We start from the raw sequence: 18,854 nt of genomic DNA, 5'->3' as shown, positions 1-18,854 counted from the left end.
TTCGGTTTTAAGGGGGATTAACAAGTCCGGCTGCAAGTGTCGCTTCACAGCCGGACTGTGAGAAATAAATGATTACAGCTCCTCGTCGTGCTGGCTGATGTCCAGACCTGCCGTTTCTTCTTCAGGTGTTACACGCAGGGTGCTTATCATATCGGTTACTTTTAAAAGAACGAATGAGCCAACAAAGGCAAAAGCTGATACCGCAACCAAGGCTATCAGGTGTTTTACAAACAGGCTGGTTTCGCCAAAAAACAAACCGTTAGCGCCTGCACTATTAACGCTTTTTGTAGCGAAAATACCGGTTAGCAACATACCCATCATACCGCCAACACCGTGACAAGGGAATACGTCCAGTGTATCATCAATTTCGGTTTTGCTTCTCCAGATCACTACCAGATTACTCACCACCGCGGCAACTATACCTACAATCAGCGATTGGCCGACAGTAACAAAACCTGCAGCTGGTGTAATAGCTACCAGGCCCACAACCGCGCCGATACAAGCGCCCAGTGCCGATGGTTTTTTACCTCTTAATATATCAAAGAATACCCAGGCCATTGCCGCCGCTGCCGATGCTGTAGTAGTTGTACCCAAAGCAGTAGCCGCCAGCTCGTTTGCGCCCAATGCCGAACCTGCATTGAAACCAAACCAACCGAACCATAATAAACCTGTGCCCAGAATAACGTAGCTGATACGAGCCGGTACGTGCGACTCAGGGATTTCATTACGTTTTTTAAGGTATAGGGCCGATGCCAAAGCCGCCCAGCCGGCCGACATGTGTACTACGGTACCACCGGCAAAGTCAAGCACGCCCATTTTGAAGAAAATGCCTTCAGGGTGCCAGGTGGCATGAGCTAATGGTGCATAGATAAATATGATGAACAGTGTAATGAAAATGAGGTAGGAGTTAAAGCGGATACGCTCTGCAAATGCACCGGTGATTAACGCCGGGGTAATCACCGCAAACTTTAACTGAAACATGGCAAACAAAATCACTGGTATGGTGCCGCCCAGCCAGGCTACACCCAGTGTGTTTTGCATCATAAAGAACGAGCCCGGGTTACCAATGATACCAGCGCCGCCAACGTCTTTACCAAACGCTAAGCTAAAGCCAAATACCACCCAAATAATGGTGATCAGGCCCATACATACGAAGCTTTGCAGCATGGTTGAGATAACGTTCTTTTTGCTAACCATACCGCCGTAAAAGAAGGCCAGGCCAGGCGTCATTAATAATACCAATGCGGTAGAGATAAGCATCCAGGCAATGTCAGCGCCGTTATAAGTGGTTGCGGCCGGGCTTGCTGCGCTGGCGCCGGGAAAGGCAAACGCCAGGATGACTACAATAATGAGGATTCCAAAGGGTACAAATTTTTTCATAATAAAAATTGTTACGTGTTTGATTAGTTTATAAGTGAGTGTTGATTGCGAAATTCAGGACTTAGGCGCGCAGCAAAAAGGGGTTGCGGCTCTCGCCGGCATTAGGCGCCAATGCAATAAAATGTCCAAATGGATTTACGTGTACCTGTGCTGATGCGCCAGATAACACCCCGGTTAAGGGTTTTTGAAGGAAGTTTTGAAAAATCATAGTTTATCAGGTTAAGTAAAATTTAGTTGGATGGTTTTTGAGTTTTTGCTCAAAAAATCTAACAAAACGTTAAAAAATCTATAAAGAACGCTATGATTTGATCGATTGCTTTTGCTAAATTAATAATACTATTTAAAAATCCTATATAAATTGATAAAATAATAACCAAATATTGATAATTATTGATTTTTAAGGTGTATTTATTCAAATTTGGCCAACGTAATTTTAAATAATTATAGTTTTTTGATGTTTAATTGGGCAATAGTTGGACTTGTTTTAATAATAGTTGGGTTATTGCCGAATAACTGGAATTAAATATTAATTATCGGTGGTAAAAGATAGGATTTGCAAGAAAATAAATCATTTATCACGCCATTGTTGGAAATTTACATTTCTTAGCAATACGATATCATTCAGAATCTATTCAATTCCCTCCCCTGGGAGGGGTGCGGTTGGCTATGCGTAACGGCAGGGAGGGGTTCGCCGACAATATCATATGAACCCCTCCCTGACACTCCCTTGGGAGGGAATCGCACTGGTCGAGCTCCTTTCGCCATTATAATTTTGTCATGCTAGCGATAGCGAAGTATGCTTAACGGCAGATGCTTCGTTCCTCAGCATGACAAATCGGGAATGGTGAAACGAAAAAGCCGTCCCAATAGTTTGGGGACGGCTTTTTATATCTACAAGAAATAAACTTCAAATTATTCTTCTACCATCTCGCTATTTGGAGCTGCCGGCTCGGGTATTTCTTGTTTAAAATAGTGTTTCTGGAATATCAGTATCAGAATAACGCCTACTGATATAGAAGCATCGGCCAGGTTGAACACCGGGCGGAAGAACACAAAATCCTCGCCACCCCAAATAGGGAACCATTTTGGAAAATCGCCGGATATTAGCGGGAAATAGAACATGTCAATCACGCGGCCATGCAATAAAGGCGCATAATGAAATATCACCCCATAAAAAGTAGAGTCGATAATATTACCTACTGCGCCGGCCAGTATCAGTGCGCCGTTCATGATCAAACCACGGTGGTATTTGTGTTTGATAAGGTAGGTGATGCCATAACCAATACCAACAACGGCTAAAATGCGAAATAGCGTAAGGGCAAGCTTACCCCAGTCGCCACCTAGCTCCATGCCAAAAGCCATGCCGTTGTTTTCAGTATAATGCAGCATACCGCGTTCGCCCAGAAATTTAATTTCCTGGCCCTGGTACATATGTGCATGTACCCAAAGTTTGATAGCCTGATCGGCAATTATTATTAATAAAGCAGTTAAAAAAGGTTTTATGTAAACAGCCTTCATTTATTGCTTTAATTTAGCCTCCATAGTAAGGGTAGTGTGCGGCACAGCGCGTAAACGTTCTTTAGGAATCAGTTTACCGGTTTCGCGGCATATGCCATACGTTTTATTTTCAATGCGTACCAAAGCAGCTTCTAATTGTTCAATAAACTTTTTTTGACGGGCAGCTAACTGGTTAATCTGCTCTTTCTCTAAAGTTGCAGAACCGTCTTCAAGCGTTTTGTAAGTACCGGCTGTATCATCAGTACCGTTAGCATTTGGAGCACTTAGCGACGAGGCTAAAGCGTTCAATTCTTCTTTAGCACTGTTTAATTTGTCTAACAATAATTCTTTAAATTCTTTTAACTCAGAGTCGCTATATCTGGTTTTTTCGTTTTCTACTTTCATTTAAACTTTTTTTATAGCAATAATTATTTCATTATCATCAATTGTGGTGGTTTCACCCTCATTTAGCTGATTATCAATGTCTATACTATCGGCCAAAATTTCGGCGCAAATATAGGATAAATTGTTATTGAGCGCGCGGCTTATAGTTTTACTATCTGATAGTCTTACAGTTATCCTGTCGGTAACTTCAAAGCCATTGTTTTTGCGTAGATTTTGTATGCGGTTAATTAACTCGCGTGATATTCCTTCCTCCTTTAATTCGTCGGTTATGGTAACATCTAAAGCCACGGTTAGTTTTCCTAAATTTGCAACCTGCCATCCCGGAACGTCCTCGGCGATGATCTCAACGTCGCTGGTCAATATAGTATATTTATCGTCAAGTATCGATATTGAACCTTCGTCTTCCAGTTGTGCAATTTGCTCTTGCGTGAAATTGTTGATCACATCTGCAACCGTTTTCATATCCTTACCCACTTTAGCGCCCAGGGCCTTAAAGTTTGGTTTGATCTTCTTCTTGATGAAACCGGCCGTATCGGTAATGTATTCGATATCTTTAATGTTGGTTTCAGACAGGATCAGTTCCTTCACCTGGTCAACCTGTTGCTCAAATTCTTTATCCAGAATAGGTAATAAAATTTTGCTCAATGGCTGGCGCACGTTGATGCCCACCTTTTTACGCAGCGATAATACCAGTGACGATATATCCTGCGCCAATTGCATCCGTTCTTCCAGCGCCTCATTCACCAAGGCGGCGGTATAGTCCGGGAAGTTAGCCAGGTGAACCGATTCAAACGGTTCTTTTTGAGTGATGCTGTTAAGGTCGGTATACAAACGCTCGGCAAAGAATGGCGCAATAGGCGACATCAGCTTCGCGATGGTAGTTAAACAGGTATACAGCGTTTGGTACGCCGACAATTTATCTTCTGAGTCATCTGATTTCCAGAAGCGGCGGCGGCTTAAACGGACAAACCAGTTACTTAGGTTCACGTCCACAAAATCCTGGATAGCGCGGGCCGCCTTGGTAGGCTCAAAATCCGCATAAAACGCGTCGACCTCTTTGCTCAGGGTGTTTAGTAACGATATGATCCAGCGGTCAATTTCCGGCCGATCCTGGATCGGAATATCCGGCTCACTGTAGGTAAACTTGTCGATGTTGGCATACATCACAAAGAAAGTGTAGGTGTTATACAAGGTGCCGAAAAATTTACGGCGAACCTCATCAATGCCATCTACATTAAATTTCAGGTTGTCCCAAGGCGCAGCGTTGCTGATCATGTACCAGCGTGGGGCATCGGCGCCAAACTGCTCAATGGTTTCAAACGGATCGACACCATTGCCCAAACGTTTCGACATTTTGTTGCCGTTTTTATCAAGCACCAAACCGTTCGAGATGACGTTTTTAAACGATATGCCTTTGTTGCCAACCTTTTCGTTCACGGCTTTAATCTCATCGCTGGTTTCGCTCAGCATTACGGCTATAGCGTGCAGCGTAAAGAACCAGCCACGCGTTTGGTCTACACCCTCGGCAATGAAATCGGCCGGGTAGGCGTTGGCAAACTCTTCCTTATTTTCAAAAGGGAAGTGCCATTGTGCGTAAGGCATAGCGCCGCTGTCAAACCAAACGTCAATCAGGTCAGGCTCGCGGTACATGGGTTTGCCGGTTGATGATACCAGCACCACATCGTCTACATAAGGGCGGTGCATATCTTCCAACACAAAACCCTGAGGCATCAAACCTGCGGCGATTGCTTTTTCGATCTCTTTGTTCAGTTCAGCAATTGAACCGATGCAAAGCTCCTCTTTACCATCCTCGTCGCGCCAGATAGGTAGCGGGGTGCCCCAGTAGCGTGAGCGCGACAGGTTCCAGTCCACCAGATTCTCCAGCCAGTTACCAAAACGGCCGGTACCGGTCGACTCTGGTTTCCAGTTGATGGTTTTGTTCAGCTCCACCATTTTATCCTTCAAGGCAGTGGTGCGGATGAACCAGCTATCCAACGGATAGTATAAAATTGGCTCATCACTGCGCCATGAGTGCGGGTAACTGTGTTCGTATTTCTTAACGTCGAAAGCTTTGTTCTCGGTTTTTAGTTTGATCGAGATCAATACGTCGGTCGGTTTAAAATCCGATACGGCGCGTTCTTCGGCGGTGTAATATTCTTCTTTCACATAGCGGCCGGCAAAGTCGGTCACCTCATTTACAAAGCGGCCCTGACGGTCAACCAGCGGAACATCTTTGCCATTCTCGTCTTTCACTAAAACGGCAGGTACGCCGGCCTCTTTGGCTACTCTAAAGTCATCGCCACCAAAAGTAGGGGCAATATGAACGATACCAGTACCATCCTCGGTAGTCACAAAATCACCCGGGATAACGCGGAAACCATTTGCGGCCAGATCGTCGTTGGTTACGTAAGGCAACAGTTGCTCGTAATTAACGCCAACTAACTGAGCACCAGTGTAAGTGTCCTTTATTTCCCATGGGATGACCTTGTCGCCGCCTTTGTAATCGGCAAATGATGCACCCTGGCCATCGGCTTTAAACAGTTTACCAACCAAATCTTTCGCCAAAATAACGCTGATTGGCTCGTAAGTGTATGGGTTAAAGGTGGCAATCTTTACGTATTGAATCTTCTCGCCAACAGCTAAAGCGCTATTAGATGGTAAGGTCCAGGGGGTAGTCGTCCAGGCCAGGATGAACAGATCGGTATCAATGTTATCAAACAAAAATGCCGATTTATCATCGCGCTTAACTTTAAATTGCGCGGTGATGGTGGTATCCTTCACCATTTTATAGGTGCCGGGCTGGTTAAGCTCGTGCGAGCTCAGGCCGGTGCCCGATTTTGGCGAGTAGGGCTGAATAGTATAACCTTTATACAATAAGTCCTTATCATACAACTGCTTTAATATCCACCAAAGCGACTCGATATATTCGTTTTTGTAAGTAATGTATGGGTTTTCCAGGTCGACCCAATAGCCCATTTTTTCGGTCAGGTCGTTCCAGATATCGGTATAGCGCATTACCTCTTTGCGGCAAGCGTCGTTATAATCTTTAACAGATATTTTTTTGCCGATATCGTCCTTGGTGATGCCCAGGGCTTTCTCAACAGCCAGCTCAATAGGCAAGCCGTGGGTATCCCAGCCGCCTTTACGTTTTACCTGGAAACCTTTAAGGGTTTTGTAACGGCAAAAAATGTCTTTAATGGCACGCGCCATTACGTGGTGAATGCCCGGCATGCCGTTGGCGCTTGGCGGGCCTTCATAAAATGTATATGGTTTGCTGGCAGGGCGACTGCTGATGCTTTTTTCAAAGATGTTATTCTGCTTCCAAAACTCCAGGATGTCTTTACCCGTCTGCGATAAATTTAACTGCTTGTATTCCTTGTACATTAATCTTTTACCCCTTAAATTTTAGAGGTTGCAAAAATAGGTATTTTAGAATGAAAAATGTGCATGATAAGGCGATTTTGTGACACAGGGGAAACGGTGTATTGAACGATTCTCCGGTGGTGTCATGCTGAGGCTCTCGAAGCATGAGGGCAAAGGCCCGCGCTCACCCTTCGAGAGCCTCAGGGTGACACCCGTTAGTATAAGCGTACTATACGCAGACTTGTTAATCCAATCTCCTCACTTTTCCCTAAATTTACCATCGCCACAAAATCTAACCAACCTATGATGAAACACCCGATAACCCTTTACATACTCGTTTTAGCAATCCTTGCGCCGTGCGTAGCCACGGCTCAAACTGCCAATAATTTCAAAGTTACCGACCGCTTTTTCGGCGTGCATTTTGATTTTCATGCCAACCCGGACACCCGCGGCATCGGTAAGACATTAAAGGCAGAAGATGTTGATTTCATGCTGGATAAGGTGCATCCCGACTATATACAGGTAGACACCAAGGGCCATCCCGGTATTTCAAGTTACCCAACCAAAGTTGGCGTGGCTGCGCCGGATATTTTGCTCGATCCGCTTAAGCTTTTCCGCGAGGAAACAGCCAAAAGGGGCATAGGGTTATTCTCTCATTTTTCAGGCATATTGGATGCGCAAGCCGTCAAAGACCATCCCGACTGGGCGCGCATCAACGGTGGTGGCGATAAGGATAAGGGTGCAACCTCAATCTTTGGGAATTATGCTGCTGATTATTTTATTCCGCAGATTAATGAGCTGAGCAGCAAATACCACATTAATGGGGTTTGGGTTGACGGCGAATGCTGGGCCTTGCAGCCCGATTACTCGGACGCGGCCATAGCCGCCTATACCCGGGCGACGGGAAAAACAGATATCCCGCACCGCCGCAAAGATGATGGTTATCTCGACTATGTGCAGTTTACCCGCCGGGCATTTCATCAGTATTTAACGCATTATATCAATGCAGTGCATAAGTTTAACCCTAACCTGATCGTCACCAGCAACTGGTCGTTTTCTTCATTTATGCCGGGCAAGGTAGATGCGCCGGTTGATTATCTGTCGGGCGATTTTACAAGCGATGCCGTGGCCGATGTTGATTTTGAGTCGCGCGTACTGGCTCCGCAGGGTAAGCCCTGGGACTTGATGTGCTGGGGCTTTATGAGCGATAAAAATGGTAAAGGTTTTTATTGGAAAAGTGCCCGCCACCTTGACCAAAAAGCTGCCTTGGTATTGTCGCAGGGCGGTGGCTACCAGATCTATACCCCGCAGCATCGGGATGCCTCTTTGCCTATGGAAACCGTGCCGATGCTGACCGAGGTTTCTAAATTTTGCCATGATCGTAAGATCTATACTTACAACTCAACGCCCGTACCGCAGGTAGCTTTGCTGTTGTCTGCTTTTGGGCACTATAATGAGTCGCCGGGCGTATTTGAGAATGCGCAGGGGGGCAATAACAATGTCAAGGGCACTTTAGAGCTGCTGCTCGATTCAAAATACAGTGTACAGGTTTTGCAGGAGCATCATCTTAAAAACAATTTAGCGCAATACCCCCTATTGGTGATCACCGAATGGCGCCAGTTGCAGCCTGAGTTTATTGCCGAGATTGAACAATACGTACGCGATGGCGGCAAGGTGCTGGCTATTGGCGATAATCATTTGTTTGGCAAATATCTACAGGGCGCTTTGCCGGTTAAAAGCAATGCGGGTTTATCCATCAGCAAGCAAAATTATGGTAAAGGCGCTATAGCCTGTATCACAGATACCTTTGCCATGAGCGGTATTTCTTTAAGATACCTGAACACCCGCGATGAAAATTTGCGTGCCGCAGTAAATCAAGTGGTTCAAGAGCTTTTCCCACAACCAAAGGTTGAGGTTAACAGTGATAGTAAAGTTCATATCACCCTCAACAAAAAAGATAACAATCTGATGTTGCACCTGGTAAACGTGGGCGACCATTTTGATACCAATGCCGATAATACTTTGAAGTTTAATCTGCCTGCCATCACTACGCCAATTAGCGTAACGCTGGCTACAGGCAAAAGGCCAAAAGCTGTTATACTGCAGCCGGATGGTAAGAAATTGCCCTTTACTTATGCGGCTGGCAAGATAAAATTTGCGGTGCCGGGCTTGGATGTTTATTCGATTGTGCAGGTGATTAATTAGCCTGTCGCTCGGTTTGAGACGCAACATATTGCGTCTCTACGTTATCGGTATTTGTAGAGACGCGATGCTTCGCGTCTCCTCGTTTTACAAGCACGCGGTTCATTTTCTTTTCCCTAAATTTGATCAATGAAAAAATTCATCCGGGGTTTTGGCTATGCCTTTAACGGACTGGCGCATGCCGCAAAAACACAGCTCAATTTCAGGGTGCACCTGGTGGCGGCGTTGGTAGCCGTATACGCCGGTTATGCCCTGCACATTGCTACCGGCGAATGGCTGTGGATTGGCTTTTGTATTGCCCTGGTATTGATGGCCGAGCTGCTCAATACCGCGCTGGAGTTTTTAACCAACCTGGTATCGCCAGAATGGAACAAAACAGCCGGCCATGTGAAGGATATGGGTGCAGCTGCGGTTTTGGTAGCTGCTTTGTTTGCACTGCTTACCGGTGCAGTGATTTTTGTACCTAAAATAATGTTGCTTATTCATGCTGCATAAAACCCGGGGCATTGTTTTAAAAACTACCGACTATGGCGAAAGCAGCGTCATCGTTCAGATATTTACTGAAAAGCTGGGCCTTCAATCATACATCATAAATGGGGTGAAAAAGCCGAAGGCAAAAATTAGCCGCAATATGTTACAGCCGCTGCATTTGCTTGATCTGGTAGTTTACCATAAGGGTACGGGTGGGGTTCAGCGAATTTCGGAACTGAAAACTTCGCCGGTTTTACAAAGCATACCTTACGACGTGATCAAAAGCAGCATGGCTATATTTTTGAACGAGGTGCTGTATAAATCCATTCGCCAGCAAACGGAGGACCCGCATTTGTTTGATTTTGTGTTCAGCGCAATTGAGTGGTTAGATCACCAAGGCGCAGGCCTGGCCAATTTTCACCTGCTTTTTTTGACGCAGCTTACGCGCTACCTGGGTTTTTATCCGGATAAGTATCTTTATGACACAGCTGATTATTTTGATTTGAAAGACGGGGTGTTTAAGCGGTATAAGCCTGAAGGATTGCTTTACCTTTCGCCGCCGCATACGCAGAATTTTAGCCGGTTGCTGGCTTGCAATTTTGAGAACCTGCCCGGCCTAAAGTTTGGTAATGAAGACCGGCGTTATCTTTTGGGAAAAATATTGGAATATTATGCACTGCACGTTGAGGGTTTCGGCAATATCCGCTCGCATGAAATTCTGGAAGAAGTGCTGAGCTGATTAAGCGTTCAGCCCAAGCACTTTCTTTTTGATAAATTCGATAGATGAATCGGGTAGTTGTGCGCCGCCGGTTTGAGTAAGGGTGTTGTCGCTATTAATCTTTAAGTCGGCGCTCAGGTTTTCGTCAATAGTGACATGCAACATGTCATGCTCCTTCACTACGTCGCAGTTAAGATCTCTGCCTGAATAGTTTATTTCAAATTGATATTTACCGTCGTTTGCTGCGGGTTTGGTGTCTTTAGGCTCAATCATGGTATGTGTTTTTATTTAATAACACCGTAACCGGGCCGATGTTTTTTGGATTTGGCCTTTGGGGATTGCAAATCCCCTGAAATAAAGTCCGGATTGCAATCCGGACTAAAATTAAAGTAAGGGGTGTCACCTTGAGGCTCTCGAAGGGTGAGCGCAGGGAATGAACCCATTTCCAGGCCTTTGCCCTCATGCTTCGAGAGCCTCAGCATGACACCCTTTTTTATTTACCAGTTCCTAAACAAGCGCACAATCTTCACCACATCTTCCCGCTCTTTGTTATCCGCGCAAAACTGGGCAAAAAACTCGGGGGCGTAATAATATAAATATCTTACTTTTTTAGGCGTAGCTATCCAGATACGGTATTCGGGGCCATCTTCAATAGAATGATCTACAACGTCTCGGTTGCCGTTTTTCGCTTCTTCGGTTTCGTTGCATTTGGGTAGCCCGCTGTTATCGTCAGGGACAGTAAAAAGGTGTGCCGCCGCCAATGAGGTTATCATAGCGTCTGCCTGTGCATCGGTAGTTTCAAGGGGTTTTAATGAAGGCTCGTCGACCGATAGCGGCACGTTTGCTACGGGCATACTGCCCGTCATTTTTTGCCAGTGCCCGCCTTTTAACAGCAGTACATTAAATATTAATTTATGTGCGATGTTATCGTAAGCCCGGCAAGCTATCATCATGTCATAATTTTTGACCGACGTAATAGGGTTATCGCTAAGCAATGCGTTAGCTTTGAACTGCTGAACTACGGCGTGTTGCGCAAAGGTGTAATTTATCAGCAAGGTGACCGATAAAATAATCATGAACAGGTTTTTCATATAAGGGTGTATTAGCTAACTAATTCAGCCACCTTTAAGATGGAATCAACATACTCGCGGTTATTAGCTAGCCGCGGCACTTTATTTTGGCCGCCCAGCTTGCCTTTCTCCTTCATCCAGCTAAAGAACGTGCCATCCGGTAGTTTTCGTACAACGGGCCGGCGTAACGCCATATCTTTAAATCGTTTAGCGTCGTAATCTGAGTTTATGCGGCGCAGGGTTTCGTCCAGTATGTCTATAAAGCGCTCAAATTCATTAGGGCTTTGTTCAAACTCTATGAGCCATTCGTGCGCGCCGCATTCATCGCTGCTAAAGTAAACAGGAGCGGCGGTATAATCCCGAATTACAGCCCCTGTTTGGTTGCAGGCTTCTTCGAGGGCGCGTTCAGCATTGTCTATAATTACTTCTTCGCCAAAGGCATTAATAAAATGTTTGGTACGGCCGGTTATTTGTATGCGATAAGGTGCCAACGAAGTAAAGCGAATGGTGTCGCCAATTAAATACCGCCATAAGCCGGCATTGGTGCTGATAACCAGTGCGTAGTTTTTGCCAATCTCCACTTCATCTAATGTCAGTGTCTGCGGATTTTCATCGTGCAAATTCTCTACCGGTAAAAACTCGTAGAAAATGCCATAATCCAGCATCAAAAGCATTTCGCCCGGCTCAACAGTATCCTGTATGCCGAAGAACCCTTCAGAGGCGTTATAGTTTTCCAGGTAATACATGTCATCGCTCGGTATCAGTTTTTTAAATTGGTCGCGATAGGGACTGAAATTTACCGCGCCATGAAAGTACATCTCCAGGTTTGGCCAAACTTCTAACAGGTTGTTTTTTCCGGTGATTTCGAGGATGCGCTTGCAAAGCACCAGGTTCCAGGTAGGTACTCCGCTTAGGCTGGTAACGTTTACATCTTTAGTGGCATGAGCCATCTTCTCAATCTTTTCCTCAAAATTCTCCAGTAAGGCAATGTCCAGATGAGGTGTGCGATGAAATTCGGCCCACAGCGGCAGGTTCTTCATAATCACGGCCGACAAATCGCCAAATGAAGTATCCGGGCTTAACTGGCTTATCTGGTGGCTGCCTCCAATGGTAAGTATCTTTCCGGTAAACATACGTGCATCCGGGCGATTGTTGAAGTAGATGGTAAGCAGGTCCTTGCCGCCTTTAAAGTGGCATTCTTCCAGGGCTTCTTCACTTACGGGGATGAACTTGCTACGGTCGTTAGTCGTGCCGGACGATTTGGCAAACCATCGGATTTCTGAAGGCCACAGCACATTTTGCTCGCCTTTGAGCATGCGTTCAATGTAAGGCTTAAGCGTATCGTAAGTTTGTATAGGGACGCGTTCTTTAAACTCGTTAAGTGTGGTGATGCTTTTATAGCCGTATTTTTTACCCCACTCGGTGTTTTCTGAGCATGATATCAATTGTTCGAACCATTCTTCCTGCACCTCATTAGGGTACTTCATAAAAAGTTCTATCTGATGGATACGCTTTTTCATGAACCAGGTAAAAACGGAGTTAAAAATTGTCATACGCAGCCGGTATTTACTAAGACTGTTTCTCGCCTGTGGCCGAGAATGTTTTTCTTTTTAAAACAAAGTTGGCACCCAGGTATACTTTACGCACCAGTTCATCTTCAGCCAGCACCTCGGGCACGCCCGATTTCAATATTTTGCCTTCAAACAACAAATAAGCCCTATCTGTGATAGAAAGGGTTTCCTGCACGTTGTGGTCGGTAATTAAAATACCGATGTTGCGGTGACGCAATTTAGCCACCATGGCTTGTATCTCCTCAACGGCAATTGGGTCTACACCCGCAAAAGGTTCGTCCAGCAAAATAAAATTAGGCTCGGCGGCCAAAGCGCGGGCAATCTCGGTACGGCGACGCTCACCACCCGACAGTAGGTCGCCGCGGTTGCGGCGCACTTTATGCAGGCTAAACTCGTCTATCAGGGTTTCCAGCTTTTCTTCCTGCTGTTCTTTACTCATCTTGCCCATTTCCAGTATGGCCTTGATGTTATCCTCAACGGTTAGCTTACGAAAAACCGAAGCTTCCTGAGCCAGGTAACCGATACCTTTTTGTGCGCGACGATACATGGGATCGGTAGTGATTTCTTCATCATCGAGAAAGATCTTGCCCTCGTTAGGTTTTATCAAACCCACTATCATATAAAACGATGTGGTTTTACCCGCGCCGTTAGGCCCAAGCAAACCCACAATTTCGCCCTGCGATACATCAAACGATACATCGTTAACAACAGTACGCTGTTTGTATTTTTTTACTAAATGCTCTGCCCGTAGATTCATTTTTTGGTTGTACGTATTACGTTATATGTGTTTTTTGATTATGATTAATAAACGCCTTGAACGTATAACGTAAAACTTAAAGCGTTTTTATTCCCTTTATATTCAACTGAATGGAACGTTTGTCGCGCCATACATTTTCTTCAATAGCGTAGCAAATGTCAAAAGGTTCATCCTTTTTAATTTGCGACAGTTGTTCGCCCTGGCCAAAGGCAATGCAATCAAACATGGCCGAGCCCGGCTGCATCACCGTCATTTTTATGTGGTTTTGGCCAACCAGTACAGGCGTGCCACAAACGTATACATTTTTAGTCAGGAACACAGGGGCCATATTTTCTGGCCCGAATGGTGCAAACTGGTTCAGAATTCTGAAAAATTTCGACTCAATCTGATCTAAACGCAATTCTGCGTCAATTTGTATTTGCTGCACCAATTGTTCGGCAGTAATGGTCGAGCTCACTACCTCCTCAAACTTATCTATAAAAGCCGCTACGTTTTCGGGTTGCATGGTTAAACCTGCGGCATATTTGTGCCCGCCGAATTGTATCAGCAAGTCACTGCATCCGCATAAAGCCTCATACAGGTCATATCCCAAAACCGAGCGCGCTGAACCGGCCACATGCCCATTTGAACGGGTAAGCACAACAGTCGGGCGATAATATTTTTCTGTTAATCGTGAAGCGACAATGCCAATAACGCCCTTGTGCCAGTTTTCATTAAATACTACTGTCGATTTACGGTCGATCATTACCTGGCTTTCTGAGATCATGCCCAAAGCTTCGTCGGTGATCTGCAAATCGTGGCCTTTGCGTTCTGTATTATGCACGTTGATGAGTTCGCCTTTGGTTTGAGCTGCGCTTTCATCGCAGGATATTAAAAGCTCAACCGCATGCTTGGCATCGTCGATGCGCCCGGCTGCGTTAATCCGCGGACCAAGTAAAAAGACAATGTCTGATATCGTATAGCTGATATTTTTACCCGCAACGCCCATCAGGGTTTTAAGCCCGATGCAAGGGTCGGTATTCAGTTTTTGTAACCCAAAGTAAGCCAGCGTACGGTTTTCGCCCACAATAGGTACGATATCGCAGGCCACGCTAACGGCAACCAGGTCATAATATTTAGCGACGTCTTCAAAGGGCAAGCCATTTTTTTCGGCATAAGCCTGGGCCAGTTTAAAGCCAATGCCACAACCTGAAAGTTCTTTAAACGGATAGCCGCAGTCTTTACGTTTGGGGTCGAGCACGGCAACTGCCTCTGGCAATACATCGCCCGGCGTGTGGTGATCGCAAATTATAAAATCTATGCCCAGCTCGTTGGCATAAGCTATTTTATCTACTGATTTGATGCCGCAGTCGAGCGCGATAATTAAGGTAAAGCCATTGGCGGCGGCATAGTCAATGCCCTGAGTAGATATGCCATAACCTTCTTTATAGCGGTCGGGTATGTAATACTCGATATTGCCATGGTGATTTTTAAAGAAGCTGTAAACCACAGCCACGGCGGTGGTTCCGTCCACGTCATAGTCGCCATAAATCATCATTTTTTCGCCTGTGGCGATGGCTGTTTCAATGCGTTCAATAGCTTTCTCCATATCCTGCATCAGGAATGGGTCGTGCAGATGGCGCTCGTCGGGTCTGAAAAAATGGCGGGCCTGCTCAAAGGTTTTAACCCCGCGCTGTATGAGTAAAGTGCTTAGAACGGGGTCAATATTGAGATCGGTGGCTAATTGGTTTATTTCATCAATTGCCGGAACATCCCTTATCGCCCATCGTTTATTCATATCTTTGCAGCTTATAACGAGTAAATATAGTGAATGTGCATATATGCAGATGTGCAAATGTGCAGATTGTTGATTAAGATAATGATAGAGTTACCTGCAAGAGTAAAAATAATCTGCACATCTTCATACATCTGCGCATCCACAAAGCATTTGGGCATCTGCATATTTACACATTCGCACATTTGACATGAAAATTTTCGCATTAGGTGAGGGCTCTTATTCGGTAGATGCAACTAAGAAATTTATTCCATTTGATCCTCAGATCCATAACTTTCGTGAAAGGCCGGGGTCATTATTCATACATGTTAACCCGTTTTTGATTCAAACGGCTACAGACCTGATCGTGCTGGATTGCGGCCTGGGCTATAAAGACACGCGCGACGAGCTGATATTGCACCAGCACATCCGCAACGCAGGTTTTGACCCGGAGGATGTTACCCTGGTGCTTATGTCTCATCTGCACTATGATCACTCCGGAGGTTTGGTAGTTGAGCGTAATGGCAAACTCGAGCCAAGTTTCCCGGCGGCCGAGCACGTGATACAACGAGGGGAGTGGGAGACGGCTTTCAGCGGTAAATCATCATCATACCATAAAGAGATATTTGAAACGTTGCAACGCTCGGCGCATATTACTTATGTAGAGGGCACCGGGGATTTTAAACCGGGCATTCGTTATGAGCTTTCAGGCGGGCATTGTCAGTATCACCAGGTTTTTTGGCTGGAAGACGGCGAGAATAAAGTGTTTTTTGGTGGCGATGAATTGCCCGAGCCTGAGCAGTTGATCCGCCGTTTTAAAGCCAAGTACGATTTCGACCCGCAAAAAGCTATGGAATTGCGTGACCACTACGGCAAAATAGCTGCCGATGAGGGGTGGACCTGCCTGTTTTATCATGCTAAGTCGACCGCGGTTGGAAACATTAGCTATAATGGGGATCATTTTTTGATTACACCAGCGTAAGTTTATTTTCCCGATTGTCATCCTGAGCGGCAGCGAAGGATCTTATGCCGCCGTTCATGTCGCTGGTATAAGATTTTTCACTTCGTTCAAGAGAATAGGTTTTCACTACGGTCAGAATGGCAATTTTTAAAAAAGAAACGAGCGATGAGTTTCAAACCCATCGCTCGTTTCTTTTTATATTGCATTAGCTAATCAATTGGCTGCGTTAGCTTCAAACATTTCTTTAATCTTCTCTACGCTCAGGGGTTTTGAAATAAAGTTCTTGACCAGCGGGTATGAGCGGGCTTTGTTAATATCGTTACTAAAAACCGACGACGAGATGATATAAATTTTGCTTTTGCCTTCGGGATCAATGTTCAGCCGTTTGTATTCGTCCAAAAATTCCCAGCCATTCATAATAGGCATATTGATATCCAGCAAGATAAAGTCGGGCAGCAATGATGGGTCGTGTTTTTGAATATTTAGCAGCTCATCAATAGCAAACCTCCCGTTTAAGCAGGCGGATATGGCAGTGTTGTCAACAGCTTTTTTTATTAGTTTAATAGAGATGAAATTATTTATCTCATCGTCGTCAACTAATAAAATGCTTACTGGTTTGCTTTCAGTGTTCATATGTAGAGCTTATACGGCTAAAATTTCAAAAGGTTATATTCCTGTATGTTGTAAACATCGCAAAAAGCAAAAGTGTTTTATTTCACATGAATATACAAGTATTTTTAGACAAACATTAGCCTAAATATTAATAAAATAATAAAAAAGCAGTTTGATTGCCTTTAGAGAAATATAGTGTCAGCCTAGTATAATATTTAAAAAAATAAAATGCAATTTTGTTGCATCTGACTATATTTGCAGTGATGACTTCAAAAAAGCTTGGCTCAAAATTAGATCATATTGGCATCACGGCCTCTACACTTTGTGCAATCCATTGCGCTGTAGTGCCCGTTATACTCACTTTTTTGCCGCTGGCGGGTATCGGTTTCCTGGCTACACCGCTATTTGAGTGGACTATGATTGGGCTGGCATTGCTGCTGGGGGTGATGTCCATTCTTTTATCGTATGTGCGTACGCACAGGCGCACTTTGCCGTTATTAATGTTAGTAGCAGGTTTTGCTGCTGTTGTGTTAGGGCACATTTATTTAAGGGGATGGATAGAGGCGGTAGTAGTGCCGCTTGGAGGGCTGACAATTGCCGCGGCGCATTTTGTAAATTTTAAATATGTGGGTAGCTGCAAAGCCGGCGATCATCATTTTCTCCATTTACCCCATCGTCATCATACTAAGCGTAGCTAGCCTGGTAAATGCTTTAAACCGGGTTTAAAGCTTATTAAATTGTAAAACAAATTCGCTAAATCTTAGTAATTTTGTAAAGTAATTCTTTAAATGAGGCATAATCAACATTTTGAACATCTCTTAAAAAGGCATCAGCTTAAACGTACTGAGGCCCGGTTAAGGGTGCTTGAGCTTTTGGTGAATAAAAAAACTGCAACCTCGCAGCCTGATCTGGAAAGCGTGATCGCCGATGTCGACCGCGTTACGCTGTATCGTATTTTAAATGCGTTTGAAGAAAAAGGCATTATCCATAAAGTGTTCGACTTAAATGGTACGGCTAACTATGCCATTTGCTCGTCAGACTGCGATGAGCACTATCACCACGATGAGCACCTGCATTTTAACTGTACTAATTGCAAAAACGTGTATTGTTTAGACGAGATGGATATGCCGCCTATTGTTTTACCGGCGGGCTTTAAATTAGAAAAACTAAGTTTTAGCGCAACCGGGCTATGCCCAAAATGTGCTAATAAATAACATCTTGCTATTGGTTGAATGAACAAAACTTTTACCCACTTACCGCTTATTGCTCTGAATAGCTTTTTGCTGTCGTTAGTTTTCTCACTTTGTTCGTTTACCAGTCCTCAAGATAGTGCGGCCACCAGCGGCTACCGCTTTAAAACCGTAGTAATTGATGCCGGCCATGGTGGCAAAGACCCGGGTACGCATGGTTTGCATTCTAACGAGAAAACCGTCGCTTTACAAATCGCTAAAAAACTAAGGGCTGCCATACAAGATCAAATGCCGGGCGTTCATACCGTAATGACACGTGCCGACGATACTTTTATTCCTTTGAATACGCGTTCTGAAATAGCTAATGAGCATCATGGTAATTTGTTTATCTCTATCCACTGCAATTCATCGCCCGAGGGTACGGGCTACAGCGACCATAAGCAAAAAGGTACTATGATGCTGGTTTATGGTTTTCACAGGGTAAAGGAGCAGTTGGAGGCCATTCGCGAAAACTCGGCTATTTACCAGGAAAAAGACTACAAAACCAGATACCAGAGCTACGACGAAAACGACCCGGTTAATCGCATATTAATGAACGCCTATATGCAGAAATATCGCCAGCACAGTATATTTTTTGGCGATTTGCTGAACGAGGAGTTTAAAGACAAAGGCCGCACAACCATCGGCGTAAAAGAGCAGGGCATCCTGGTGCTGGCCCACAGCGCTATGCCTGCGGTGATGATAGAGACCGGCTTTATCAATAACCCCACTGACGAGGATTACCTGACCTCAGAAGAGGGGCAGAATGAAATTGTGCAGGTGATTATTAAAGCGCTGAAACGGTATAAGGTTAAAACTGGCGGTTAGTAAGATATCTTTGTTATTAAAGGGCCAACTACAACTC

18 protein-coding genes are annotated in these 18,854 nt (G+C 44.9%); 7 read left to right on the top strand and 11 right to left on the bottom strand.

The window, feature by feature from the left end; all coding sequences use genetic code 11:
* Window positions 1-72 precede the first annotated feature (72 nt).
* The 5 genes from ACFS5N_RS08885 to ileS all read right to left on the bottom strand — a co-directional run bounded on the left by ACFS5N_RS08885 (window position 73) and on the right by ileS (window position 6,666).
* The gene (locus ACFS5N_RS08885) at window positions 73-1,380 is read right to left on the bottom strand and encodes an ammonium transporter (RefSeq protein ID WP_377184405.1); all 1,308 of its coding nucleotides are present in this window, start codon (window positions 1,378-1,380) and stop codon (window positions 73-75) included.
* Window positions 1,381-1,441: 61 nt separating this feature from the next.
* Window positions 1,442-1,588 (bottom strand): hypothetical protein, encoded by a 147-nt coding sequence (locus ACFS5N_RS08880; RefSeq protein WP_377184403.1) that lies wholly within the window; start codon window positions 1,586-1,588, stop codon window positions 1,442-1,444.
* Window positions 1,589-2,292: 704 nt separating this feature from the next.
* Entirely contained in the window at window positions 2,293-2,898 is a 606-nt protein-coding gene (locus ACFS5N_RS08875) for a lipoprotein signal peptidase (RefSeq protein WP_377184401.1), read from the bottom strand.
* On the bottom strand, window positions 2,899-3,282 hold the full coding sequence (locus tag ACFS5N_RS08870; protein ID WP_345105510.1) for a TraR/DksA family transcriptional regulator: 384 nt from the start codon (window positions 3,280-3,282) through the stop codon (window positions 2,899-2,901).
* Window positions 3,283-6,666, bottom strand: coding sequence for an isoleucine--tRNA ligase (ileS, locus tag ACFS5N_RS08865; RefSeq protein ID WP_377184398.1), 3,384 nt, complete (start codon window positions 6,664-6,666; stop codon window positions 3,283-3,285).
* A 282-nt stretch (window positions 6,667-6,948) separates the two neighbouring features.
* On the opposite strand from ileS, the gene ACFS5N_RS08860 reads away from it, so the two are divergent.
* From ACFS5N_RS08860 to recO, 3 genes are all read left to right on the top strand, one after another.
* Window positions 6,949-8,850 (top strand): hypothetical protein, encoded by a 1,902-nt coding sequence (locus tag ACFS5N_RS08860; RefSeq protein ID WP_377184396.1) that lies wholly within the window; start codon window positions 6,949-6,951, stop codon window positions 8,848-8,850.
* Between the two features lie 126 nt (window positions 8,851-8,976).
* Complete coding sequence (locus ACFS5N_RS08855) at window positions 8,977-9,342, top strand: diacylglycerol kinase (RefSeq protein WP_377184394.1); 366 nt, start codon at window positions 8,977-8,979, stop codon at window positions 9,340-9,342.
* The gene (gene recO / locus ACFS5N_RS08850; protein ID WP_377184391.1) at window positions 9,332-10,057 is read left to right on the top strand and encodes a DNA repair protein RecO; all 726 of its coding nucleotides are present in this window, start codon (window positions 9,332-9,334) and stop codon (window positions 10,055-10,057) included. The genes ACFS5N_RS08855 and recO overlap by 11 nt, the downstream gene beginning before the upstream one ends.
* On the opposite strand, the gene ACFS5N_RS08845 is transcribed toward recO, so the two are convergent.
* The 5 genes from ACFS5N_RS08845 to recJ all read right to left on the bottom strand — a co-directional run bounded on the left by ACFS5N_RS08845 (window position 10,058) and on the right by recJ (window position 15,211).
* Window positions 10,058-10,309, bottom strand: a complete 252-nt coding sequence (locus ACFS5N_RS08845) for a hypothetical protein (protein WP_377184388.1) — start codon at window positions 10,307-10,309, stop codon at window positions 10,058-10,060.
* A gap of 224 nt (window positions 10,310-10,533) precedes the next feature.
* A complete protein-coding gene (locus tag ACFS5N_RS08840) occupies window positions 10,534-11,127 on the bottom strand; it encodes a hypothetical protein (protein WP_377184385.1) in 594 nt (197 codons plus the stop codon).
* A gap of 11 nt (window positions 11,128-11,138) precedes the next feature.
* On the bottom strand, window positions 11,139-12,659 hold the full coding sequence (locus tag ACFS5N_RS08835; protein WP_377184383.1) for a GH3 auxin-responsive promoter family protein: 1,521 nt from the start codon (window positions 12,657-12,659) through the stop codon (window positions 11,139-11,141).
* A 16-nt stretch (window positions 12,660-12,675) separates the two neighbouring features.
* Window positions 12,676-13,434 carry an LPS export ABC transporter ATP-binding protein gene (gene lptB / locus ACFS5N_RS08830; RefSeq protein ID WP_377184381.1) on the bottom strand — a complete coding sequence of 253 codons (759 nt, stop codon included), beginning with the start codon at window positions 13,432-13,434 and terminating at the stop codon, window positions 12,676-12,678.
* 76 nt (window positions 13,435-13,510) lie between these two features.
* Complete coding sequence (recJ, locus tag ACFS5N_RS08825; protein WP_377184378.1) at window positions 13,511-15,211, bottom strand: single-stranded-DNA-specific exonuclease RecJ; 1,701 nt, start codon at window positions 15,209-15,211, stop codon at window positions 13,511-13,513.
* A 187-nt stretch (window positions 15,212-15,398) separates the two neighbouring features.
* On the opposite strand from recJ, the gene ACFS5N_RS08820 reads away from it, so the two are divergent.
* Window positions 15,399-16,169: an MBL fold metallo-hydrolase gene (locus tag ACFS5N_RS08820; protein WP_377184376.1), complete on the top strand. Its 771-nt coding sequence runs from the start codon at window positions 15,399-15,401 to the stop codon at window positions 16,167-16,169.
* Between the two features lie 192 nt (window positions 16,170-16,361).
* Here the strand turns inward: ACFS5N_RS08820 and ACFS5N_RS08815 are convergent, their stop codons facing one another.
* The gene (locus ACFS5N_RS08815; protein WP_377184373.1) at window positions 16,362-16,781 is read right to left on the bottom strand and encodes a response regulator; all 420 of its coding nucleotides are present in this window, start codon (window positions 16,779-16,781) and stop codon (window positions 16,362-16,364) included.
* Between the two features lie 242 nt (window positions 16,782-17,023).
* On the opposite strand from ACFS5N_RS08815, the gene ACFS5N_RS08810 reads away from it, so the two are divergent.
* From ACFS5N_RS08810 to ACFS5N_RS08800, 3 genes are all read left to right on the top strand, one after another.
* Window positions 17,024-17,458: a MerC domain-containing protein gene (locus tag ACFS5N_RS08810; RefSeq protein ID WP_377184371.1), complete on the top strand. Its 435-nt coding sequence runs from the start codon at window positions 17,024-17,026 to the stop codon at window positions 17,456-17,458.
* Between the two features lie 90 nt (window positions 17,459-17,548).
* Window positions 17,549-17,974 carry a Fur family transcriptional regulator gene (locus tag ACFS5N_RS08805; protein ID WP_377184369.1) on the top strand — a complete coding sequence of 142 codons (426 nt, stop codon included), beginning with the start codon at window positions 17,549-17,551 and terminating at the stop codon, window positions 17,972-17,974.
* Between the two features lie 18 nt (window positions 17,975-17,992).
* A complete protein-coding gene (locus ACFS5N_RS08800; RefSeq protein WP_377184367.1) occupies window positions 17,993-18,817 on the top strand; it encodes an N-acetylmuramoyl-L-alanine amidase family protein in 825 nt (274 codons plus the stop codon).
* Window positions 18,818-18,854 lie beyond the last annotated feature (37 nt).

The sequence above is a fragment of the Mucilaginibacter ximonensis genome (genome assembly GCF_042686265.1).
Taxonomy (GTDB): Bacteria; Bacteroidota; Bacteroidia; order Sphingobacteriales; family Sphingobacteriaceae; genus Mucilaginibacter; species Mucilaginibacter ximonensis.
Note: the sequence above shows the minus strand (reverse complement) of the source record. Positions and strands in the feature narration are given on the sequence as shown.